21 protein-coding genes are annotated in these 22,738 nt (G+C 64.6%); 9 read left to right on the top strand and 12 right to left on the bottom strand.

The window, feature by feature from the left end; all coding sequences use genetic code 11:
* Window positions 1-4: 4 nt before the first annotated feature.
* Window positions 5-925 carry a DMT family transporter gene (locus QTI24_RS19585; protein ID WP_286602730.1) on the top strand — a complete coding sequence of 307 codons (921 nt, stop codon included), beginning with the start codon at window positions 5-7 and terminating at the stop codon, window positions 923-925.
* A gap of 16 nt (window positions 926-941) precedes the next feature.
* A complete protein-coding gene (locus QTI24_RS19580) occupies window positions 942-1,742 on the top strand; it encodes an SDR family oxidoreductase (protein WP_286602728.1) in 801 nt (266 codons plus the stop codon).
* A 25-nt stretch (window positions 1,743-1,767) separates the two neighbouring features.
* On the opposite strand, the gene QTI24_RS19575 is transcribed toward QTI24_RS19580, so the two are convergent.
* Window positions 1,768-2,667, bottom strand: coding sequence for a DMT family transporter (locus tag QTI24_RS19575; RefSeq protein ID WP_286602727.1), 900 nt, complete (start codon window positions 2,665-2,667; stop codon window positions 1,768-1,770).
* A gap of 127 nt (window positions 2,668-2,794) precedes the next feature.
* Here QTI24_RS19575 and QTI24_RS19570 point away from each other — a divergent pair, with 127 nt between their 5' ends.
* The gene (locus QTI24_RS19570; protein WP_286602725.1) at window positions 2,795-3,775 is read left to right on the top strand and encodes a quinone oxidoreductase family protein; all 981 of its coding nucleotides are present in this window, start codon (window positions 2,795-2,797) and stop codon (window positions 3,773-3,775) included.
* Between the two features lie 116 nt (window positions 3,776-3,891).
* On the opposite strand, the gene QTI24_RS19565 is transcribed toward QTI24_RS19570, so the two are convergent.
* From QTI24_RS19565 to QTI24_RS19550, 4 genes are all read right to left on the bottom strand, one after another.
* Window positions 3,892-5,550, bottom strand: a complete 1,659-nt coding sequence (locus QTI24_RS19565) for a Na/Pi cotransporter family protein (protein WP_286602723.1) — start codon at window positions 5,548-5,550, stop codon at window positions 3,892-3,894.
* A 55-nt stretch (window positions 5,551-5,605) separates the two neighbouring features.
* Window positions 5,606-6,103 (bottom strand): signal peptidase II, encoded by a 498-nt coding sequence (lspA, locus tag QTI24_RS19560; protein WP_286602721.1) that lies wholly within the window; start codon window positions 6,101-6,103, stop codon window positions 5,606-5,608.
* The gene (ileS, locus tag QTI24_RS19555; RefSeq protein WP_286602720.1) at window positions 6,103-8,946 is read right to left on the bottom strand and encodes an isoleucine--tRNA ligase; all 2,844 of its coding nucleotides are present in this window, start codon (window positions 8,944-8,946) and stop codon (window positions 6,103-6,105) included. Before ileS ends, lspA begins: the two co-directional genes overlap by 1 nt.
* A 109-nt stretch (window positions 8,947-9,055) precedes the next feature.
* The gene (locus QTI24_RS19550; protein WP_286602719.1) at window positions 9,056-10,093 is read right to left on the bottom strand and encodes a bifunctional riboflavin kinase/FAD synthetase; all 1,038 of its coding nucleotides are present in this window, start codon (window positions 10,091-10,093) and stop codon (window positions 9,056-9,058) included.
* A gap of 164 nt (window positions 10,094-10,257) precedes the next feature.
* On the opposite strand from QTI24_RS19550, the gene QTI24_RS19545 reads away from it, so the two are divergent.
* A complete protein-coding gene (locus tag QTI24_RS19545; protein WP_286602718.1) occupies window positions 10,258-10,815 on the top strand; it encodes an HNH endonuclease in 558 nt (185 codons plus the stop codon).
* A gap of 10 nt (window positions 10,816-10,825) precedes the next feature.
* Here the strand turns inward: QTI24_RS19545 and QTI24_RS19540 are convergent, their stop codons facing one another.
* The 3 genes from QTI24_RS19540 to QTI24_RS19530 form a co-directional block, all read right to left on the bottom strand.
* Window positions 10,826-12,205: an alpha/beta fold hydrolase gene (locus QTI24_RS19540; RefSeq protein WP_286602717.1), complete on the bottom strand. Its 1,380-nt coding sequence runs from the start codon at window positions 12,203-12,205 to the stop codon at window positions 10,826-10,828.
* 83 nt (window positions 12,206-12,288) lie between these two features.
* A complete protein-coding gene (locus QTI24_RS19535; protein ID WP_286602715.1) occupies window positions 12,289-13,404 on the bottom strand; it encodes an acyl-CoA dehydrogenase family protein in 1,116 nt (371 codons plus the stop codon).
* 24 nt (window positions 13,405-13,428) lie between these two features.
* Window positions 13,429-14,610, bottom strand: coding sequence for an acyl-CoA dehydrogenase family protein (locus QTI24_RS19530; RefSeq protein WP_286602714.1), 1,182 nt, complete (start codon window positions 14,608-14,610; stop codon window positions 13,429-13,431).
* Window positions 14,611-14,753: 143 nt separating this feature from the next.
* Between QTI24_RS19530 and purN the strand changes: the two genes are divergently transcribed.
* Window positions 14,754-15,338, top strand: coding sequence for a phosphoribosylglycinamide formyltransferase (purN, locus tag QTI24_RS19525; protein WP_286602713.1), 585 nt, complete (start codon window positions 14,754-14,756; stop codon window positions 15,336-15,338).
* A gap of 22 nt (window positions 15,339-15,360) precedes the next feature.
* On the opposite strand, the gene QTI24_RS19520 is transcribed toward purN, so the two are convergent.
* Complete coding sequence (locus QTI24_RS19520) at window positions 15,361-15,597, bottom strand: DUF1653 domain-containing protein (RefSeq protein WP_286602711.1); 237 nt, start codon at window positions 15,595-15,597, stop codon at window positions 15,361-15,363.
* 35 nt (window positions 15,598-15,632) lie between these two features.
* Between QTI24_RS19520 and QTI24_RS19515 the strand changes: the two genes are divergently transcribed.
* The 3 genes from QTI24_RS19515 (at window position 15,633) to QTI24_RS19505 (ending at window position 20,136) form a co-directional block, all read left to right on the top strand.
* Window positions 15,633-17,492 (top strand): M48 family metalloprotease, encoded by a 1,860-nt coding sequence (locus QTI24_RS19515; RefSeq protein ID WP_286602709.1) that lies wholly within the window; start codon window positions 15,633-15,635, stop codon window positions 17,490-17,492.
* Between the two features lie 27 nt (window positions 17,493-17,519).
* Window positions 17,520-18,791, top strand: coding sequence for an RsmB/NOP family class I SAM-dependent RNA methyltransferase (locus tag QTI24_RS19510; protein ID WP_286602708.1), 1,272 nt, complete (start codon window positions 17,520-17,522; stop codon window positions 18,789-18,791).
* Between the two features lie 130 nt (window positions 18,792-18,921).
* Window positions 18,922-20,136: a DesA family fatty acid desaturase gene (locus tag QTI24_RS19505; RefSeq protein ID WP_286602707.1), complete on the top strand. Its 1,215-nt coding sequence runs from the start codon at window positions 18,922-18,924 to the stop codon at window positions 20,134-20,136.
* 146 nt (window positions 20,137-20,282) lie between these two features.
* Here QTI24_RS19505 and rpmG read toward each other — a convergent pair whose 3' ends face one another.
* The 3 genes from rpmG to trxB form a co-directional block, all read right to left on the bottom strand.
* Window positions 20,283-20,456, bottom strand: coding sequence for a 50S ribosomal protein L33 (gene rpmG / locus QTI24_RS19500; RefSeq protein WP_007830291.1), 174 nt, complete (start codon window positions 20,454-20,456; stop codon window positions 20,283-20,285).
* A gap of 11 nt (window positions 20,457-20,467) precedes the next feature.
* Window positions 20,468-20,701, bottom strand: a complete 234-nt coding sequence (rpmB, locus tag QTI24_RS19495) for a 50S ribosomal protein L28 (protein ID WP_028251282.1) — start codon at window positions 20,699-20,701, stop codon at window positions 20,468-20,470.
* Window positions 20,702-20,878: 177 nt separating this feature from the next.
* Window positions 20,879-21,838, bottom strand: a complete 960-nt coding sequence (gene trxB, locus QTI24_RS19490) for a thioredoxin-disulfide reductase (RefSeq protein ID WP_286602961.1) — start codon at window positions 21,836-21,838, stop codon at window positions 20,879-20,881.
* A gap of 163 nt (window positions 21,839-22,001) precedes the next feature.
* Between trxB and QTI24_RS19485 the strand changes: the two genes are divergently transcribed.
* Entirely contained in the window at window positions 22,002-22,676 is a 675-nt protein-coding gene (locus tag QTI24_RS19485) for a Crp/Fnr family transcriptional regulator (RefSeq protein ID WP_286602706.1), read from the top strand.
* Window positions 22,677-22,738 lie beyond the last annotated feature (62 nt).

Below are 22,738 nucleotides of genomic sequence, written 5' to 3'. Positions count from 1 at the left end.
CTAGATGCAACTTCAGGCCACGTCGGAGCATTCCGCTCACAAGAATATCGCGCCTGGCCTCATCCTTGCGACGCTGGGCGCCATCGCGTTCAGCGGCAAGGCGATCATCGTCAAGCTGGCCTACCGCTACGGCGTGGACGCGGTCACGCTCATCATGCTGCGCATGTTGTTCGCGTTGCCGCTGTTCGCGCTGATGGCCTGGTGGGCCGGGCGCGGCAAGCCGCCGCTCACGCGGCGCGACTGGATCGGCGTCTTCGGCCTGGGGTTCTCGGGCTACTACCTGTCGAGCTTTCTCGATTTTGCCGGGCTGGCCCACATCACGGCCAGTCTGGAGCGGCTCATCCTGTATCTCAACCCGACGCTGGTGCTGTTGTTCGGCTGGATCGTCTATCGCCGGCGCATCACCCGCTGGCAGTTCGTGGGCATGAGCATCAGCTATGCGGGCGTGCTGCTGGTGTTCGGCCACGAAGTGCAGCTCGGCCAGAGCGCAGCCGCCGCGTGGGGCGCACTGCTGGTGTTCCTGAGCGCTGTGAGCTATGCCATCTATCTCGTCGCAAGCGGCGAGTTCGTCAAGCGGCTGGGTTCGCTGCGCCTCGTGGGATTGGCGACCAGCGTGGCCTGCGTACTTTGCATCGTGCAGTTCATGCTGCTGCGGCCGATGAGCGCAGCCTTCGATGTGGCGCCGCAGGTGATCTGGCTGTCGATCCTCAACGCCACGGTGTGTACCGCGGTGCCCGTCCTTGCCGTCATGATGGCGATCGAACGCATCGGGCCCGCGATGGCAGCCCAAACGGGTATGGTCGGGCCGATCTCGACCATCCTGATGGGTGTGGTGATCCTCGGCGAGCCCTTCACCGCGTGGATCGCGGCCGGGACGGCGCTGGTGATCGCCGGCATCTTCGTATTCACACGTATGGGGCGCTGAGCCCGAAGGAAAGAACATGGATTTTGGAATTGCAGGAAAGACCGCGCTGGTGTGCGGCGCGAGCAAGGGCCTGGGCTACGGATGCGCGGAAGCGCTGGTGCGCGAGGGCGCGAACGTGGTGATCGTCGCGCGCGGCGCCGAAGCGTTGGAATCGGCGGCCAAGACCTTGCAGGCCGTGGCGGCCGGTGTGAGCGGCGCCAAGCCTTTCGTGAAGCACCTGGCGGCCGACATCACAACGCCCGAAGGCCGCGCCGCCGCCTTCGCGCTCCACAAGGATTTCGACATCGTGGTCACCAACGCCGGCGGACCGCCCCCCGGCGACTTCCGTGAATGGGACCGCGAAGCATGGATCAAGGCCGTCGATGCGAACATGCTCACGCCGATCGAACTGATCAAGGCCACCGTCGATGGCATGGCCGCGCGCGGATTCGGCCGCATCGTCAACATCACGTCCAGCTCGGTGAAGGCGCCGATCGGCATCCTGGGCCTGAGCAACGGCGCACGCAGCGGCTTGACCGGCTTCGTTGCCGGCGTCGCCCGCTCGGACATTGCCGGCAAGGGCGTCACGATCAATAACCTGCTTCCGGGCTCCTTCGATACCGACCGGCTCAAGGGCACGATGGCCGGCGCTGCCAAAAAGTCGGGACAGGACATCGACACCGTCCGGGCCGCTCGCGAGAAGAGCATTCCCGCGGGCCGCTTCGGCACGCCGTCCGAGTTCGGCGCGATCTGCGCCTTCCTCTGCAGCGTGCAGGCGGGGTACCTCACGGGGCAGAACGTGCTGGCCGACGGTGGAGCCTATCCGGGGACGTACTGACGTGACGGGTGGAGGGTGACTTGCGTCATTGCCGCGAGGACACCCAGATCCCGCCCACGATCAGCACGAAGGCCGCACCGTGATACCAGTGCGGCAATTCGCCCAGGAAGGCCGCTGACAGCAGGGCCGCGAACAAGGGCGTGAGGTTGGTGAAGAAGCCGGCCGTCTGCGGGCCCGCTCGCTGTACCCCCGCTCCCCAGCACCGATAGGCCAGGAGAGCAGGCCCGAGCGTGATGAAGACAAGCGCCGCCGCCAGCGGCCAGCCCCAGTCCGCGTGCGCATCCGCGAGCGCCCACTCGCCTGCGGCGAACAGGCCGGACCATGCCAGCCCGAACACCATCTGTGCCATGAGCAGCGAGGCCCAGTCGCGTCGCACCTCGGATGGCTCATGGGTCCGCGACAGCATCCAGCTATAGAACGCCCACGAGATGGTCGCGAGCATCATGTAGACATCGCCGGCGACCAGTCGCAACGAGAGCAGTTGCCTCCACTCGCCGCGGCTGAGCACCAACAGTACGCCGATCATCGAGAGCACAGCACCCACCATGGCACGGCCTGTCACCTTCGCGCCGAAGAACAAGGAACCCGTCGCCAGCATCCACAGCGGCATGCTGGAGCCGACGAGCGTGACGTTGATCGGTGTCGAGGTCTGCAGCGCCAGGTACTGGAAGGCGTTGTAGCAGCCGATGCCAAGGAGTCCGAGCACGGCGAATCGCTTCCAGTGCATCCACAACGGACTCTCGCGGCGCAGCACGGACACCGCGAAGGGAAGCAGCACGATGAAGGCCAGCAGCCAGCGGATGAAGTTCAGCGACATGGGCGACACGAGTTCGCGCACCACGCGGCCGACGACCGCATTGCCGGCCCACAGCAGGGGAGGCACCGTGAGAAGAAGGGCGGTGCCCGGAGTAAGACGCTGCTGCATGGGGCTGGACTTTAACGGGCCGCGAGGCGTATTCGGGGGTGCGAGCCTTGGATTCAAGTCCGTGGCAGCATAGGCGCCTTGTTTCGATCCAGCCGAATCGCACATTCAACAAAAGGAGCCACGATTCATGAGCAAAGCCGTCCGCATCGACCGCCATGGCGGTCCCGAGGAACTGAAGATCGTCGACGTCGAAGTCGGAGATCCCGGACCCGGCGAAATCCGCATTCGCCATAAGGCGGTGGGTCTCAACTTCATCGATACCTACCAGCGCAGCGGGCTGTACCCGTTCCCTATGCCGCTGCAACTCGGCATGGAAGCCTCCGGCGTCATCGAGGCGGTGGGCGAGGGGGTCTCTCACCTCAAGGTCGGCGACCGCGCGGCCTATGCCAGCCAGCCACCCGGCGCGTACAGCGAACTGCGCGTGATGCCGGCCAAGTGCGTCTGCAAACTGCCCGACGCGATCTCGTTCGAGACCGGCGCGGCCATGATGCTCAAGGGCCTGACCGCGCAGTACCTGCTGAAGAAGACCTTGCCGGCCGAAGGCCTGCAGCCCGGTGATTTCATCCTGTTTCATGCCGCTGCGGGCGGCGTGGGGCTGATCGCATGCCAATGGGCCAAGGCGTTGGGGCTGCAGTTGATCGGCACCGCGGGCACCGATGCCAAGTGCAAGATCGCGCTGGACCATGGCGCTGCGCACGCCATCAACTACAGCACCGAGAACTTCGCCGAGCGCGTCAAGGAAATCACCGGCGGCAAGGGCGTGAAGGTGGCCTACGACTCGGTGGGCAAGGACACCTTCGAAGGCTCGCTGGCCTGCCTGCGGCCCTTCGGTCTGCTCGCGGTCTTCGGCAACGGATCGGGGCCGGTGGCGGCCTTCAACCTGGGCACCTTGGCCAAGGGTTCGTACTACGTGACCCGGCCCACCCTGTTCTCGCATATCTCGAACCGCGAGAGCACACAGGCAATGGCCGACGACCTGTTCGCGGTGGTCGAGAGCGGCGCGGTAAAGATCCCGATCGACCAGCGCTATGCACTGGAAGACGTCCAACAAGCGCACCGCGATCTCGAAGCACGCAAGACCACCGGCTGCACCATCCTGACCTTGTAGCCGACGCTGCCGCTCAGTTCCAAAAATACCGCGGATCCGGCTCCGCCGGGCCGCCGGTATTGCCCCCGGCAGGGGGAAGGCGAAGCGACACGAAGTGCGCGAAGCCTGGGGGCGAGCTAGTGAAGCGCGCCCAGGCGCGATTCGCGCATCCGGGTCGGCGCGAGCGCGCCGGCCGACTCGAGGATCGGATAGGCGATCGAGCAGATGTGCGAGTTGATGCGCTTGAGCTCGCTGATCAGATCGATGTGCAGCGAACTCGTCTCGATGCTCAGTGTGGTCTGGTCCGACAGGCGCCCGAGGTGGGTCGTGGCGTAGGCCCGCTCCAGGTCGCGGAAGCGCGCCTTTTCTTCCAGCAGCTTCTGCGCATCACGCACGTTGCCGTTGAGGAACACGCTCATGCTCAGCCGCAGGTTCGCGACCAGCCGCTCGTGCAGTTCGACGATCTCTCTCATGCCGGCCTCGGAGAAGTTGCGCTGCGGCTTGATCTTCTTGTCCTCGATGTCGATGATCACCCGCTCGATGATGTCGCCGATCTGCTCCATGTTGATGGTGAAGCTGATGATGTCGGTCCAGCGGCGGCTCTCTTCCTCGCCGAGGGCCTCGCGCGAGATCTTGGTCAGGTAGTACTTGATGGCGGAGTACAGCTCGTCGACCATGTCATCGAGATTGCGCAGTTCCTGCGCGAGCCGAAGGTCGTTGTTCCGGATCACGTTGAGCATGCCGATCAGCATCGTCTCGACCACGTCTGCCTGGTGAAGTGCCTCGCGCGCGGCATTCGAGATGGCGAGCGTGGGCGTCGACAGTGCCGAAGGGTCCAGGTGCTGCGGCCGCCGCGTCGCCGCGGGCTCTTCAGGCTCCGGCAGCAGTTTCGTGACCAGCCGGGCCACCGAATTGGTGAGGCCGATGAAGCCGACGCTCACGATCACGTTGAAGGCGAGGTGATAGAGCACGACCAGGTGCGTGGCGTCCGAGATGAAGGGTTTGACCTCGCGCAGCCACAGGCCGACGAAGGGCGCCGCGATGGCCACGCCGAGCAGCTTGAAGACGAGGTTGCCCAAGGTCACCTGACGCACGGCAACGGTTGACTTGGCTGTGGTCAGCACCGCGAGCAGGCCGCTGCCGAGGTTGGCGCCGAGCACCAGGCCCAGCGCCACGTCGAGCGGCACCACGTTGGAACTCGCCATGGCGGCGACCAGAAGCACGACGGCAAGACTGGAGTAGGCCAGGATGGCGAGCCCGGCGCCGATGGTGATCTCGAGCAACACGTCGCTGTTGATCGAACCGAGCACCGCACGCATCGCCGGGCTGTCGAACAGCGGGCCGGTGGCCTCGACCACGAGCTGGAGCGCGAGAAGCATCAGGCCGAGGCCGATCAGGACGCGGCCAACACGGCCGGCCGCGCTGGATGGCCGCGTGATGAACAGCACGACGCCCACGAAGATGAAGAGCGGCGACAGCCATGAAAGATCCGCCGAGAACAGCACCGACATCAGCGCGGTGCCGATGTCCGCGCCGCGCATGACCGCGAGCGCCGCCGGCAGGGTCACCAGGCCCTGGCCGACGAACGATGAAGTCATCAGCGAGGTCGCCGTGCTCGATTGCACCAGCGCCGTCACGCCGATGCCCGACAGGGCCGCCGTGAAGCGGTTGCGCATGCTGTGCACGAGGATCTTGCGCAGGTTCGCGCCGAAGACGCGCAAGACGCCGGTGCGAACGAGATGGGTACCCCACACCAGCAGCGCGATGGCTGCCAGCAGATTCAACAAGTGCTTCATGGATGACAGGCACTATAGAGCACCTGTGCCTCCCGCCGGCCTGGTTGATGCGGGCCTACTTGCCTCTTTTGACTCGTCTCAGTTCGTCGAGGATCAGGCAGATCGCACCGACCGTGATCGCGCTGTCGGCCACGTTGAAGGCCGGGAAGTGACGGCCGGCCAGATGGAAGTCGAGGAAGTCCACCACGTAGCCATGCATCATCCGGTCGATGACGTTGCCGATGGCGCCGCCGAGGATGGCAGCCATCGAGAAGCAAAACAGCTTTTGCCCCGCATGGGACCTGAGCATCCAGATGATGAAGATCGCCGCTGCGATGCCGATGGCCATGAAGAACCAGCGCTGCCATCCCGCCGCATCGGCAAGAAATGAGAAGGCCGCACCGGTGTTGTGGGCCCGCACGACGTTGAAGAAGCTCGTGACGTAGGTCGCGTCGCCGAGCTTGTAGTAGCCGAGGATCAGGGTCTTGGTGAACTGATCGACGATGACGATGACGAGCGCAAGGCCCAGCCAGGGCCAGATACCGAGGCCCGAGGCGGAGGAACGGCGGGCCATCAGGCGACAGTCCTTGCTTCGCCCGCACCGTAGAGGTTGCTGGTGCACCGGCCGCAGATGGCCGGATGCGCCGGGTCATGCCCCACGTCGTCGCGCCAGTGCCAGCAGCGTTCGCACTTCGTCGCGGTGCTTGCCTTCACGGTCGCGGACAGCGCCTCGCCGGCGACCAGTTCGACTGCCGACGTGATGAAGACGAACTTGAGATCGTCACCCAGCGATGCGAGGAGCGCGTGCTCTTCGGCGGGAGCGCTGAGAGTCACGTTGGCCTGCAGCGACGAGCCGACCTGGCCGGCCGTGCGCACGGTCTCGATCTCCTTGTTGACCGCGTCGCGGATCTCGCGGATGCGCGTCCACTTGCCGAGCAGCGCTTCATCGGGCGAGCCGAGATCGCTGTAGGTCTGGACGAAGATCGACTGGCCGTCGCCGCAGAACTTCCAGGCCTCTTCGGCCGTGAAGCTCAGGAAAGGCGCCATCCAGCGCAGCATCGCTTGCGTGATGTGCCAGAGCGCCGTCTGGGCGCTGCGGCGTGCGTGCGAGCCGGGCGCGGTCGTGTAGAGCCGGTCTTTCAGCACGTCGAGGTAGAAGGCTCCGAGGTCTTCCGAGCAATACACCTGCAGCTTGGCCACCACCGGGTGGAATTCGTAGACCTTGTAATGCGCGAGCACCTCGGCCTGGAATTGCGCGGCGCGGCTCAGCGCGTAGCGGTCGATCTCGAGCAATTGGTCGAGTGGGACCACATCCTTGGCGACGTCGAAATCGCTGGTGTTGGCGAGCAGGAAGCGCAGCGTGTTGCGGATGCGGCGGTAGGCGTCCACCACCCGCGCCAGAATCTTGTCGTCGCCCGCGATGTCGCCCGAGTAGTCGCTTGCGGCCACCCAGAGGCGGGTGATCTCGGCGCCCAGCTTCTTGTTGACGTCCTGGGGGTCGATGCCGTTGCCGAGCGACTTGCTCATCTTGCGGCCCTGGCTGTCCACCGTGAAGCCGTGCGTGAGCAGGCCGCGGTAGGGCGCGCGGCCTTCGAGCGCGGAGGCGATCAGCAGCGACGAATGGAACCATCCGCGATGCTGGTCGTGGCCTTCGAGGTAGAGGTCGGCCTCGGGCCCGGTCTCGTGGTGCACGTTGGGGTGGGTACCGCGCAGCACGTGGAAGAAGGTCGAGCCGGAGTCGAACCACACTTCGAGGATGTCGGTGCTCTTCGTGTAGTGCGGCGCGTCTTCGGCGCCGAGGATTTCCTCGGCGGTCACGCGGCTCCAGGCCTCGATGCCGCCCTTCTCGACGATGTCGGCGGCCTGGTCGAGGAATTCCATCGTGCGCGGATGCAACTCGCCCGAGTCCTTGTGCAGGAAGAAGGGGATCGGCACGCCCCAGCTGCGCTGGCGGCTGATGCACCAGTCGGGCCGGTTGGCGATCATGTCGTGCAGCCGCGCCTTGCCATTCTCCGGATAGAAGCTCGTCTGCTCGATGGCTTGCAGCGCGGTCTGGCGCAGGGTCTGGGGCGCCTTGTCCTTGGTGAACACGCCTTCGCCCTCGTCCATGCGGATGAACCACTGCGCCGCGGCGCGGTAGATCACCGGCGTCTTGTGGCGCCAGCAGTGCGGGTAGCTGTGGGTGATCGCCTCGGTCGTCATCAGCCGCCCGGCATCGCGCAGCGCCTGGATGATGACCGGCACGGCCTTCCAGATGTTCTGGCCGCCGAAGAGCGGGAAGTCGGGCGCATACGAGCCGTTGCCCTGCACCGGGTTCAGGATGTCGTCGTAGGCCACGCCGTGCGCCACACAGGAGTTGAAGTCGTCCACGCCGTAGGCGGGCGAGGAGTGGACCAGGCCGGTGCCGTCGTCGGCGGTTGCGTAGTCGGCCAGGTAGATGGGCGACAGGCGGCGGTAGCCGGCATCGACGTCGTACAGCGGGTGATCGAACTCGAGGCCGCCCAGCTTCTCGCCCTTGACCGTGGCGAGCACCTTGCCGTCGAGCGCATAGCGGTTCATGCACATCTCGACCAACGAGGCAGCCAGCACCAGGAGGCCGCGCTCGGTATCAACCAGCGCGTAGTCGAGCTCGGGGTTCAGGTTGATCGCCTGGTTGGCGGGGATGGTCCACGCGGTGGTGGTCCAGATGACGGCGAAGGCGTCCTTGGTCAAGGCGGGCAGGCCGAAGGCGGCTGCGAGCTTCGCAGGGTCGTGTGCCTTGAAGGCGACGTCGAGGGTCTGCGACTTCTTGTCGGCGTACTCGATCTCGAATTCGGCGAGCGAGGAACCGCAGTCGAAACACCAGTACACCGGCTTCAGGCCGCGGTAGACGAAGCCGCGCTCGATCACGCGCTTGAAGGCGCGGATCTCGCCGGCTTCATTGGCGAAGTCCATCGTCTTGTAAGGGTGGTCCCATTCGCCCAGAACCCCGAGGCGCTGGAAGTCGCTCATCTGCTGGGCGATCTGCTCGGTCGCGTAGGCGCGGCTCTTGGCCTGCATCTCGTCGCGGCTGAGGTTGCGGCCGTACTTCTTTTCGATCGCGTTCTCGATCGGCAGGCCGTGGCAGTCCCAGCCGGGCACGTAGAGCGCGTCGTAGCCTTCGAGCTGGCGCGCCTTGGTGATCATGTCCTTCAGGATCTTGTTGACGGCATGGCCCATGTGGATCTGCCCGTTGGCATAGGGCGGGCCGTCGTGCAGGATGAACTTGGGCGCGCCGTGGCGCGCGTCGCGAAGGCGATGGTAGAGGCCTTCGTCGTTCCATTCCTTGACCCAGCCCGGCTCGCGCTTGGGCAGATCGCCCCGCATCGGGAAGGGGGTGTCGGGCAAGTTCAGCGTGGCGCGGTAGTCGGTACCGCTGTCAGTCTTGTTGTCAGCCATGGAAGGTTCCAGAAATCTGCGCTGCGGTGCAACGCTCGAGGGATCGATGGGGCGTGCGGCCCTTGCAGGCAAGGTGCGGCCGGACGCGGCGGAAAGCGAAGGTCCCGCTCTAAATTCGGTCGCGCGTGGTCTGGCGATGGGTCTCGGCGTGGGTGGAGGCAAAGAACGCACGCGCGTCGCGGCCATCCTTCGCGATGCCCGCAGTCAGGGCCTCGAGGCTGGTGTAGCGCAATTCGTCGTGCAGTTTGTGCAGCAGTTCCACGCGGACGATTTTACCGTAGGCCCCTTCGGCGCCGAGCTGGGCGGGCCAATCGAGGCAGTGGGTCTCCAGCAGCACCCGGCCGGCATTGACGTCGTTGGCGTCGAGCGACGGCCGTACACCCAGGTTGGCGACCCCATGCAGCGGGGCTTCGGTCAAGCCATGCACGAGCACCGCGAAGATGCCGCTGGCGGCGGGTTTCCAGTGCTTGAAGCGCAGGTTCAGCGTGCGAAAGCCGTCGTTCCGGCCGGGGAACGACGCACCCAGGGCGCGGCCGAGCTTGCGCCCGTGCACCACGTGGCCGGAGATGGCGTAGGGCCTGCCCAGGAGGGCGTGCACGTCGCTCATCCGGCCCTCGGCCAACGCCTCGCGCACGGCGGAACTGGACACGCGCAGGCCGTGGACCTCGTAGCTGTTCATCCGCGCCACGTCGAATCCTTGCTCGTCGCCGGCGCGGTCGAGCATCGCGTAGTCGCCGGCGCGCTTGGCGCCGAAGCGGAAGTCGTCGCCGACCAGCACATAGCGCGCGCCGAGCCCTTCGGTCAGGACGTGCTGGATGAATTCATCGGGCGTTTGGGATGCCAGCCGGGCGTCGAAAGGCAGCACGATGGTCTGCGCGACGCCGCCTGCTGCGAGTTCGGTGAGTTTGTCGCGAAGCGTGCCGATGCGGGCCGGCGCCAGTTCCGGGCGCTTGGTGAGCGCCGCGAAGTAATCACGCGGATGCGGCTCGAAAGTCAGCACGCAACTGGGCAGGCCGCGCAGGCGCGCCTCGGTGTTGAGCAGGCCCAGCATGGCCTGGTGGCCGCGGTGCACACCGTCGAAGTTGCCAATGGTCAGGGCGCAGGCCGGAGCCACGCCCGGATGCCGGAATCCCCTAAAGACCTGCATGGGTTGGTATCTTTTTGATAGCACTTCGTGCCCACGGAATGGGCACATCAGGGCGTTTTGTCATAAAGCCGGTATATTGTGACGCAGTGCGTCAGATGCAAGCTTCTGAAGCGAGCATCATGTCCTGGTCTTTCCGTGGTTCTCTTTTCCCGAGGAGGCGTGTGGTGAAGGTCTTGAAGCTGTCGGCCCAAGGGCTGCCCCAATCGTGGATTTCGCTCGAACAAGCGGTGATCCACTATGCCTCCGACGAGGTTCGCTGGGAGGTGGGCGCGCAGGTCGCGGTGTTCAGGGGTGGGCACAACGCCGTCACCGGCCAGCAGTCGCAGATTGCCATCAACAGCATCATCGGCACCAAGGGCGTTCCGCGCATCAACCCCTTCACGCAGCGGCCCGGGCTCACCAACAGCAAGCTGTTCGCGCGCGACCGCAATGTCTGCGCCTATTGCGGCGGCCATTTCCACGAGGAAGAGCTGACGCGTGAACACATCATCCCGTTTGCGCAAAAGGGCATCGACACCTGGATGAACGTGGTCACCGCTTGCCGACCCTGCAATCACCGCAAGAGCAGCCGCACTCCCGAGCAGGCCGGCATGCCTTTGTTGTACGCACCTTACGTGCCGAGCCTGTGGGAAGACTTCATCTTGCGCAACCGCCGGATCCTGGCGGACCAGATGGAGTTCCTGATGGCACACCTGCCGCAGAGTTCCCGGCTGCACGGGTAGCGGGCGCAGTTCAGTAGGTCAGTTCCAGCACGCTGACGTCGCCTTGCGCGGCGGGCCAGGCCTGGCCGGTCACGCGCTCTCCATTGAATTCGGATGCCACGGCGCGGGGCACGTCGCTCGGCAGCTTGATTTTCGAACTCGACACGCCCGATCCCTTCGGAGGGACTCCCGGTAGGACGGCCTGACCGTCGAAGCGCATGGTGTCGCGCTCGGCGTCGAAGTAGCCGCGCGGCCGGGTGAGGATCACCAGGGCGCGGGCATCGCGATCCGCCTCGGGAATTCGCTCGGGCCGAAGCTGGATCACGTTGCTGGAGCGCGGGAAGGGGCTGCGATAGATGTGCGTGGTGGCGTAGCCGGGCGCACCCAGGACGAATTCGTAGGGTGTGTTCGGTTGGGCCGTGAACGGTCCCCAGCGACCGTCTTGCGCAATGGTCTGTTCCCATGCTGGCGGGCCGCGCCGAGCGCCAGTGGTGGTGTCGACGGCGAAGACTGTCAGGCGGCCTCCGGTCAGCGGCAGGTTGTTGACGAATGCGCCGCTGACCGGATCGCGCGAATCGAGCCCGAGGCCGGTGACCTTGCCCGACAAGACAACCTGCGCTTCGGGGGCCGGTTGAAGCGTGCGCGGCGCTTCGCCCGTCAGGAAGCGCCAGGTGGCATCGAAGGCCGCCGGTGAGAACGAGGTCTCGCGGTGATCGACGCGCGGCAGCACGACGTTGGTCGCGCCCTTCAGCGCCGGTCCGTCGAAGCCGATGTTCGTCGCTGTGCCCTTGGCGCCGATCCAGATGCCGTCGGGCTGTGCGTACTTGTCGTTGTTGTCCGAACGCAGCGTCAGCCACTTCACGCCGGGCGTGACCTCGTCTCCGTTGCCGTTCTTGGGCGCATTGAGTTGCTGCATGAACGGGCTCAGCCCGGAGAACTCGTTGCCTTCTTGCCGGCCCTTCACCGCCCAGATGCCGTGCGCCGGGTTTCCGCCCAGCACCACGTGGCTGACAACCTGATCGCCGCCGCCGTTTTGTACGTAGTTCCGGATGGTGTTGCCGCCGCGTGAATTGCCGACGAGGATGACCTTGTTCGCGCCGGTCGTCTTTAGCGCTCGGTCAACTTCCGCCTTCAGGAAGGCCATCGATTCCGCGGTCGAACTGCGTCCCGGCTGGACGACGGTGTCATCGTCGCGCGCCAGGGGAAATGGCTGGTCGACTGCGATGAGCTTGTCGCGCGGCCAGCCGTTGGATTCGAAGCGCCAGATCGTCGTCTGCCACAGCGCTGCCGAGTCACCGTTGCCATGCATGAACACGATGGGCGGACGCTCCTGGTTCACAGGCGTAGTGGTGCAGGCTGCGAGCAAGGTGCTGGCGAAGCCCGCGGCGATGAGATGGCGGCGAGTGTGCATGGCAAATTCCGTTCCAAGAAAAACGCCCGCCAGCTTGAAGCCGGCGGGCGCTGAGTGCCATCGGAAGCGACGGCAGGTCGATGTCAGGCGAAGACCCCTGCGGTGTCCTGCATGCGCGCCGACACCTCGCCCAGGTGGTGCAGGGTGTCGCCGAAGGTCATCTCCAGCTGCGTCAGCTTCTTGAAGTAGTGGCTCACGATGTACTCGTCGGTCACGCCGATGCCGCCGTGCAACTGCACAGCCTGCTGGCCGACGAAGCGCATCGACACGCCCAGTTGGTATTTCGCGCGAGCCAGCGCCTGGCGACGCTCGGCGGCCGGCGCGTTGAGCTTCAGGCTCGCGTAGTAGCTCATCGAACGGGCGAGTTCGAGCTGCATCTTCATGTCGGCGACGCGATGGCGCAGCGCCTGAAAGGTGGCGATCGCCACGCCGAACTGCTTGCGCGTGTTCATGTACTCGACGGTGATCGCGAGCGTCTTGTCCATCACGCCGACGGCTTCGGCACAGGTTGCGGCGATGCCGATATCGACAGCATGCTCGAGGGCCGGCAGGCCATCGAGGGTGATGAGCGTGGCGGCGGCTTTGTCGAAAACGACCTCCGCCGCGCGGCTGCCATCCTGGGTGCCGTAGCCGCGTGCGGCGACGCCGTCGGCAGCGCGCTCCACGAGGAAGAGGGCAATCTTGCCGTCGACCTGCGCGGGAACGATAAAGGCATCGGCCTCGTCACCGGCGGGCACGAGGCTCTTGGTGCCGTTCAGCGTCCAGCCGTTGCCGGCCTTGGCCGCCCGGGCCTCGCACACGTCGAGTCGGTAGCGCGCCACGCGCTCCTGGTAGGCGAGCACCACCATCGCCTGTCCGCCGGCGATGCGCGGCAGCCAGTTGTCCTTGGTGTCCTCGTCGGCATGGCCGGCGAGGACCGCGCCCGCGATGAAGGATTGCGCGAGCGGCTCGAGCACGATGCCGCGGCCGAGTTCTTCCATCACGACCATGCCTTCGACCGGGCCCATGCCCAGGCCCCCTTCATCCTCAGGGATGTACAGGCCGCCCAGGCCCAGCTCGGCCAGTTCGTCCCACGCTTCACGGGAGAAGCCGCCTGCCGCCTCGGTGGCCTGCCGGCGCTCGAAGCTATAGCCCTTTTCGACCCACTTGGCGACCGCGTCGCGAAGTTGTTGCTGGTCGTCGCTGAAATTGAAGTCCATTGCTTGATCCTTGTTTGCCTGCGCTCAGCCGAAGACCGTCTGGGCGACGATGTTGCGTTGGACTTCATTGCTGCCGCCGTAGATGGTGGTCTTGCGCATGTTGAAGTAGCTCGACGACAGCGGGGCCAGTTGCGGATGCCCGCCCGGGAAGTCGCCCTGCCAGCCGGCTTCCATCGCCTCGCGGACCAGCGGCAGCGAGTAGGGGCCGCCGGCGAGCATCATGAGTTCGGAATAGCGTTGCTGGATTTCGCTGCCCTTGATCTTGAGAAGACCGGCGATGTCGAGCGAGTTCTTGCCCGTAGTGGCGGCGGAGAGCACGCGCAGGACCAGCATTTCGAGCGCGACGACGTCGACCTCGAGCTTCGCGATCTCGTCGCGGAAGCGCTGGTCTTCCCAGACGCCTTCGCTCTTTGCGAGGCGCTTGAGGCGCTCCAGCTCGCGCTTCGCGCGGTTCACGTCGGCGATGTTGGTGCGCTCGTGCGAGAGCAGGTGCTTGGCGTAGGTCCAGCCCTTGTTCTCTTCGCCGATGAGGTTTTCGGCCGGCACTTCGACGTTGTCGAACCAGACTTCGTTGACTTCGTGGCCGCCGTCGAGGAGTTTGATCGGGCGCACGGTGACGCCGGGCGACTTCATGTCGATCAGCAGGAAGCTGATGCCGGTCTGCGGCTTGCCTTCACTGCTGGTGCGCACCAGGCAGAAGATCCATTCGCCGTACTGCCCGAGCGTGGTCCAGGTCTTCTGGCCATTGACGATGTACTTGTCCCCCTTGCGCTCGGCCTTGGTCTTGACCGAGGCGAGGTCGGAACCGGAGCCCGGCTCGCTGTAGCCCTGGCTCCACCAGACTTCGCCGCTCGCGATGCCGGGGAGGAATCGCTTGTGCTGCTCGGGGTTGCCGTAGGCCATGATGACCGGCGCGACCATCACGGGGCCGAAGGGGATGATCCGAGGCGCGCCGGCGAGGGCGGCTTCTTCCTCGAACAGGTGCTTCTCGACAGCGGTCCAGCCAGGGCCGCCGAATTCCTTGGGCCAGCCGTAGCCCAGCCAGCCCTTCTTGCCAAGGATCTTGGCCCAGCGCTGAAGATCGTCGCGCGTGAGTTCGAGGGCGTTGTGCACCTTGTGGGAAATCTCTGCGGGAAGGTTCTCTTTGACCCAGGCGCGAATCTCTTCGCGGAACTTCTGTTCTTCGGGCGTGAAGCTCAAATCCATGCGTGCCTCGCTGTGTTGATCGACCGCCGCGGGCGCGGCGCATCTTCGGAACCGGCATTTTTAGCACGGTCGTGCTAGTTCAAGGTGTCCGCGCCGCGACAAACCGGACCTCGGGGAAACGAGCACAGATAATCCCGCGTCCCATGAAAAACATTGTGATCCTGATCTCCGGCAGCGGCTCGAACATGGCTGCCATCGTTCGGGCTGCCGAGAAAGAGCGATGGGCTGCACGCTTCGGTGCGCGCGTCGCGGCGGTCATCAGCAACAAGGCGGACGCGCAGGGGCTGGCGATCGCACGAGAGCACGGCATCGCGACCGCCGTGGTTTCGCACAAGGACTATTCGACGCGGGAAGACTTCGATGCGGCGCTGGCCAAGGCGATCGATGTGCATTCGCCGACGCTGGTGGTGCTCGCGGGATTCATGCGCATCCTGACGCCCGGCTTCGTGACGCGCTACGAGCGCCGGCTCCTCAATATTCATCCCTCACTCCTGCCCGCCTTCCCGGGGCTTCACACGCACCGCCGCGCCATCGAGGCGGGTTGCCGTGTGGCAGGCGTGACCGTGCACGAGGTCACGGTTGAACTCGACCACGGGCCGATCCTGGCCCAAGCCGCGGTCCCCGTCATGGCCGATGACACCGAAGAAAGTCTCGCGGCGCGAGTTCTGGCACAGGAACATAGGGTTTACCCGCAAGCCATTGCTGCATGGCTTTTGGAAACAAACTGACACAATCTACGCTTCGATATCTCTAGTCGAGTTTGACGAAGCGCAATTGTGACGAGCCCCCCACCTTCACGGTCTCCCCGAACATTGCGGCGGGTCTTACCCACAAGCCGCGTTGGCCGTAGAGCGCCCGGTACAGCGTCATCGGCTCGAGCGTTTCGCTATGACGCACCGTGCCGAGCACCTCGTACTCGCCGCCCTTGTAGTGGCGGTAGCGGCCCGGCGGCGTTTCGATCAGGGGCGGGAGGTCGTTGTCTGTCACGTCGGGTGTTTCCTTCAATAGGGTGAAAGGTCGGGATGGATCGTGCGGATTTTGTTCATCTCGTACGGCTGAGCGAGCATGCCAGCGCGGACGACAGCTCGGGCTACCGCCGCGGAGTAGCCGCATTCGCCGCATTGGGCTATCTGTGGGTGGTCGCCTGCCTGGCGCTGGCGGTCGGCATCATCGCGTGGGTCGTGGTTTCCCTGGGACAGGGCACGCGTTTCAGCGTGGGGCGGGGCTGGCTCCTGCTTTTTGCCCTCGGCCTGCTGTGGGCCACGTTGCGCGCGCTCTGGGTGCGATTCGATGAGCCCGAGGGCGTTGCGCTGGAGCGCGAGGACGCGCCCGCATTGTTCGAAGCACTCGACCGGATCCGCGCCAAGATCGACGGCCCACCGGTCCACCGCGTCTATCTCGACAGCGATTTCAATGCGAGCATTCGGCAGTTGCCGCGCTTCGGACTCTTCGGCGGGGCGGTCAACTATCTCAGCGTGGGGCTTCCGCTTCTCATGGCACTCGACCGGCGTCGCCTGCTCTCCGTGCTGGCGCACGAGTACGGCCACTTGCGCGGCAACCACGGAAAGCTGAGCGCCTGGATCTACCGGACTCGCCTTTCATGGCTCAAGCTGGACGCGAGCTTCCAGCGCGACGATGGCGTGATGGCATTCGCGTCGCAAGCCTTCTTTCGCTGGTACTTCCCGCGCTTTGCCGCCAAGACCTTTGCCCTGGCGCGTCAGGATGAGTACGAGGCCGATCGCGTCGCCGCACGCCTTCTGGGCACACGCGTCGTTGCCGGCGCATTGACCGAGATCGCGGTCAAGGGCTCCTGGTACGCGGAGGAGTTCTGGCCGTCGCACTGGTCGCGGGCAGTCGACGAGCCATTGCCCGCCGGGCCTTTCTCGGCCATGGCTCGGAAGTTCAGCGCTCCTGTTGACGCCGACTTTGCGCGTACGGCACTTCGCGGTGCGCTTCGCAGCGTGAGCGACGTCGACGACACCCACCCCGTACTGCGCGACCGGCTGGAAGCGCTCGATGAAAAGGCGGGATTGCCCTCCTGGTCGGAGAAATCGGCGCTCGCCCTCCTGGGTGATGCGCCAAAGTGGACGGCCCATTTCGATGCGGAATGGTGCCGGGCCCACGCGAACGACTGGAAGCAGCATCACGCCTACCTCGTGCGGGTGCGCGAGCGGGTCGCCGCGCTCGCGGCCAGCGCCGGACGCAACAATGCCGACGAAATGGTCGAGTGGGCGGACTGCGCGCGCCGGGTCAACGCGGCGGCAGACGTGCGCGGGATCTACGAACGCGCCTTGCAGATGACGGCGAATCACCCTGGGGCATTGCGAGGGCTCGCCCAGATGTTGCCGGCCAACGATCGGCCGGCGCGTCTCGTGGTGCTGGAGAAATTGCACGAGTCGAGCACGGCCAGCCGCTGGTGGGCTGCCAAGACGGCGGTTTCGCTGCTCGAGGATCCCGATACTGGCGCGCACGACGAGCGAGCACTCAAGCTCTGGCGCGAGCGGGCGAAAACGGCGGAGGAGGCCGAGCAACGCGCGTGGGAGGAGATCACCGCGACGCCATTCTTCAGCCAGATCGCGCGCCACGACCTCAGTGAATTCGAGTTGGGCGAACTTCGCGCCGATCTGGTGCGGTGCAGCGCGATTTCGCGGGCGTGGGTGGTTCGCAAGAACCTGCGCGAATTCCCGTGGCGGCGTGCCTACGTGGTGTTCCTGGAGTTGCCTATGCTTGCAGATGAGGAGCGCTGGAATCTCTGCCGGCAGTTGGAGGACACCCTGAGCCTTCCCGGTGCTGGGCTGGTGCTGTGGGCGGGGCATTCGCCCACGCTCGCGGAGGTCGAGCGCCAAGCCTTCGGACCGGTCTGGACGCGCACAACCGTCTAGGTTGGCCCTTGGCTGAGACAATGGGGCATGCACCCCAAAGCCATTCTTGAGGCCAGCGCCGACCTGGTCGGCCTCGTCCTGAAATTCGATCACCCGGCCGACCAGGTCGTTTCCCGCTTCTTCCGCGACCATCGCGAACTGGGGCCGCGCGAACGCGCCACGCTGGCCGAGACGGTCTACACCGTGTTGCGCAAGAAGCTGTTGTTCGACCACCTCTCGCCGTCTGGCAGCGGGCCGAAGGAACGGCGGATGGCGATCCTTGGCTTCCATGGCCCCCGTGATTTCCTGAAGAGCGCGCTCAACGACACCGAAAAGCGCTGGCTCGACAACTGCGACGCCGTCAAGCAGGACGATCTGCTCGAACGCCACCGCCACAACCTGCCGGAATGGCTGGTCGCGCCGCTCAAGACGCAACTGGGCGACCAGTTCTGGCCGCTGGTCGAAAGCCTGCAGCGGCCGGCGCCGCTCGATCTTCGGGTCAATGCGCTCACGGACAAACGGCCTGAGGTGCAGAAGGAACTGGCCCTGGCCGCCATCAAGGCTGTTCCGACTCCGTTTTCGCCCTGGGGGCTTCGGATCGACGGCAAGCCAGCACTCACCAAGCTCGACGCATTCGCTCGCGGCGCGGTCGAGGTGCAGGACGAGGGCTCGCAACTGCTTGCCTTGCTGCTCGATGCCAAGCGCGGCGAGATGGTGGTGGATTTCTGCGCAGGCGCCGGCGGAAAGACGCTGGCCATTGGGGCGACGATGCGCAATACGGGTCGTCTCTACGCTTTCGACACGTCGGCGCACCGCCTTGACGCCCTCAAGCCTCGGCTCGCACGCAGCAAGCTGTCGAACGTGCACCCCGCGGCCATCGCCCACGAGCGCGACGACCGCATCAAGCGACTTGCCGGCAAGATCGACCGGGTGTTGGTGGATGCGCCCTGTTCGGGTCTCGGCACGCTGAGGCGCAACCCCGATCTGAAGTGGCGTCAGTCGCCCCAGTCGGTCCAGGAACTGACGGCCAAGCAAACCGCCATCCTGCAGAGCGCTTCGCGCCTGGTGAAATCGGGTGGCCGGTTGATTTATGCGACCTGCAGCGTGCTGCCGGAGGAAAACGAGGCCATCGCCGAGGCTTTTGGTGCAGCCAATCCGGATTTCGAAGCGCAGGATGCCGCAGACGTGCTCGACGGCGTGAAGGTCCCCGGAGCCGAGGCGCTTTGCGCGGGCGGGGCGAGCGGCAAGCGCTACCTGCGCCTCTGGCCGCATCGCCATGCCACCGACGGCTTCTTTGCTGCCGTGTGGAACCGAAAGTAGGGACGAAGCTCCAAACGACTGGAAAACTTGCGATGCATCAAGGATTTAGCCCCCTTTTAAGGGCCGAACCCTTAAAATCGCAGGTTACCTGAAGGCTGCACCTTCGTGTGGCCATGGAGTACCGAACTCAATGTTGCTTCCTGACTCTGCCGTCCTGAGCGCGGCCATCGACTGGCTCGGACACGGCTTGTGGGACCTCACGTGGTGGCAAGTCGTGCTGTACACGCTCGTCACCACGCACATCACGATCGCGGGCGTCACGATCTTCCTGCACCGGACGCAAACGCATCGGGCCATGGATCTGGGCCCGATCCCGTCGCATTTCTTCCGCTTCTGGCTGTGGCTCGGCACCGGGATGGTGACGAAGGAGTGGGTGGCCATCCACCGCAAGCACCACGCCAAGTGCGAAACCGAAGAAGACCCGCACAGCCCGCAGGTCAAGGGCATCGACGAAGTCATGTGGCGCGGCGCCGAGCTGTACCGCAAGGAATCGAAGAACAAGGAAACGATGGAGCGTTTCGGTCACGGCACGCCCAACGACTGGCTCGAGCGCAACCTGTACTCGCGCTTCAGCTGGCAAGGCGTCGGCCTGATGCTGATCCTCAACGTCGCGCTGTTCGGCGGTCTGGGCCTGACCGTCTGGGCCGTGCAAATGCTGTGGATTCCGTTCTGGGCCGCCGGCGTCGTCAACGGCATCGGCCATTTCTGGGGCTATCGCAATTTCGAAGCCACGGATGCCAGCACGAACCTGATTCCCTGGGGTGTCGTCATTGGCGGTGAAGAGCTGCACAACAACCATCACACCTATCCGACCTCGGCCAAATTCTCGGTCAAGAAGTACGAGTTCGACATCGGCTGGGTCTACATCAGCCTGATGCAAAAGATCGGCTGGGCCAAGGTCAAGAAGCTGCCGCCGAAGCTGCAAATGGGTGATGTGGTGCCCGTGGCCAACGAGAAGACGCTCGAGGCCCTGATCGCCAATCGCTACGAGGTGATGGCCGGCTACGCTCGCGAAATGCGCCGTGCGACTCGCGATGAGCTGGCTCAACTGAAGGCCAAGGGTGCGGACCTGTCGGTTCTCAAGGCTTCCAAGCGCTGGCTGCACCGTGATGACGACAAAGTGCCCGCCGCCGCTCGCTCGCAATTGGTGCAGGCGCGCGCAGCGCATCCGGTGCTCGACAAGATGGTGACGATGCGCGAGGAGCTGCGCCAGATGTGGCTCAACACCTCGCAGTCGCGCGAGCAACTGGCTGCCGATCTGGCCGCGTGGTGTCATCGGGCGGAGGCCAGCGGCATTGCGGGCCTGCGCGAGTTCTCGACGCGTCTGCGTGCGGCTCGCGCCTGACCCGCAGGGTATCTCCCTCGCCCAACAAAAAGCCGGCTCATGAGCCGGCTTTTTTGCGTCTAGGACGAACCTTCTTTTTTCGGAAGCGCAGGCAACAAAAAAACCCGCTGGATCACAGCGGGTTTTTTGGCGGGATCTGGGCTGAATTACTTCAGCTTGATTTCCTTGTATTCGACGTGCTTACGCGCCTTGGGGTCGAACTTCATGATCGACATCTTTTCAGGCATCGTCTTCTTGTTCTTGCTGGTCGTGTAGAAGTGGCCGGTACCCGCGGTGGATTCCAGCTTGATCTTTTCGCGTCCGCCTTTGCTCGTTGCCATGATTCAGCTCCTTAAGCTTGGCCGCGTGCACGCAGGTCTGCGAGCACGGCGTCGATGCCGTTCTTGTCGATCAGGCGCAGGGCAGCGCTCGAAACACGCAGGCGAACCCAACGGTTTTCCGTTTCGACCCAGAAACGACGGTATTGCAGGTTCGGCAGGAACCGGCGCTTGGTTTTGTTGTTGGCGTGGGAAACGTTGTTTCCGACCATCGGGCCTTTGCCCGTTACTTCGCATACGCGTGCCATGTGGACACTCTTTCTTGAACAGCTGGCACCGGGCGCAATGAGATTGCGGGGTGGTTTGCAGCTTGACCTCGCCAGAAACGGGTGGCGGTACCCCGGCTTGCCGCAACAACCCGGCTCCAAAATGGAGTGGAAGATTCGGCAAAGCCTTGGATTATAGCCTTTTCGCTCGGCGGCAGCTCAGAGCGTACCGTCCTGCTCCAAAAAGCGCTGTGCGTCGAGTGCCGCCATGCAGCCCGTGCCGGCGCTGGTGATGGCCTGGCGATAGACGTGGTCCTGCACGTCGCCCGCTGCAAACACGCCGGGCACGCTCGTCATGGTTGCAAAGCCCTGCAGGCCAGAGCGAGTGACGATGTAGCCGTCCTTCATGTCCACCTGGCCCTGGAAAATGTCCGTATTCGGATGATGTCCGATCGCGATGAAACAGCCCTTGAGGTCCAGCTGTTCGGTAGCGCCTGTCTGGATGTTCTTCAGGCGGATGCCGGTCACGCCGGAGTCGTCGCCCAGCACTTCATCCAGGGTGTTGTGCACCTTAAGTTCGATCTTGCCTTCAGCGGCCTTTTCATGGAGCTTGTCGATCAGGATCGGCTCGGCCCGGAACTTGTCGCGGCGATGCACGAGAGTGACCTTGCTCGCGATGTTCGAGAGGTACAGCGCCTCTTCGACGGCGGTGTTCCCACCGCCGACCACGCAGACTTCCTGGTCGCGGTAGAAGAAGCCGTCGCATGTGGCGCAGCCTGAGACGCCACGGCCCATGAAGTGCTGTTCGGATTCGAGGCCAAGGTACTTGGCCGATGCGCCGGTGGCGATCACCAGTGCGTCACAGGTGTAGGTGTCGCTGTCACCGGTCAGCGTGAACGGGCGCTTGCTGAGGTCGACCTTGTTGATGTGGTCGAAGACGATCTGGGTCTTGAACCGTTCGGCGTGCTCCAGGAAGCGCTGCATGAGCTCTGGCCCCTGCACGCCATGCACGTCGGCTGGCCAGTTGTCGACCTCGGTCGTCGTCATGAGCTGGCCGCCTTGGGCGATACCGGTGATGAGCATGGGTTCGAGATTGGCGCGGGCCGCGTAGACTGCGGCTGTATAGCCGGCAGGGCCGGAGCCGAGAATGAGAACCTTCGCGTGGCGTGGGGAGGACATGAGTAGAAAACCTAGGATTGACGCTGCGGCAGCGTGTACATTTTCAGGGTGATAGATATGGAGTATCACCGTTCGGTTCAAGACCGGGCGGGGGCTGTTTTCAATGCGCGCGATTGTATTAATCCATGGATCTGAAAATCGCGCCGAATCCGGGGATTGATGAATGTCGATGCTGTCCAATCTTGAATTGCTTCGCCGCGTGCCGTTGTTCGCTGCGCTGACGCCAACTCAGTCTGCGAGCATTGCCGATGCGATCGTCAAAAAGCGCTTCAAGCGCGCCGAGGTCGTCGTCGAACAAGGCAAGAAGTCAGATGCCCTCTACATCATTCTCACCGGGCGCGCCCGGGTCATGAGCACCGACAGCCGTGGTCGCGAGGTGATCCTTGCGACGCTGCATCCGGGCGACTACATCGGCGAGATGAGCATGATCGACGACGAGCCGCACTCGGCGACGGTACGCACCGAGATCCAGACCGACGTGCTGATGCTCGGCCGCGAAGCATTTGCGCGGTGCTTGCCTGAAAACTCTTCGATGTCCTACAACATCATGCGGGGCCTCGTTGCGCGTCTGCGGCATGCGGATCGCAAGATCGAGTCGCTGGCGCTGATGGACGTCTACGGGCGCGTAGCGCGTTCGCTGCTCGAGTTCGCGGTCGATGATGGAGCCGGCAACCTCAAGGTGCGCGACAAGATTTCGCGTCAGGATCTGGCCAAAATGGTCGGTGCTTCGCGCGAGATGGTGAGCCGCGTCATGAAGGATCTGGAGGAGCGCGGGTTCGTGCAGACCCAGCCGGACGGTTCGATGATTGTCAAGGAACGACTCTCATCGCTCACCTGATCGTCTGGTCGAGCGCGCTGCCGCGCATTGGCCTTCACGTTGCCGGCCCTGACAACGCGGCT

The organism is Variovorax sp. J22P240 (assembly GCF_030316855.1).
In the GTDB taxonomy this organism is placed as follows: domain Bacteria; phylum Pseudomonadota; class Gammaproteobacteria; order Burkholderiales; family Burkholderiaceae_C; genus Variovorax.
This window is presented reverse-complemented; position numbering and strand designations above follow the sequence as displayed.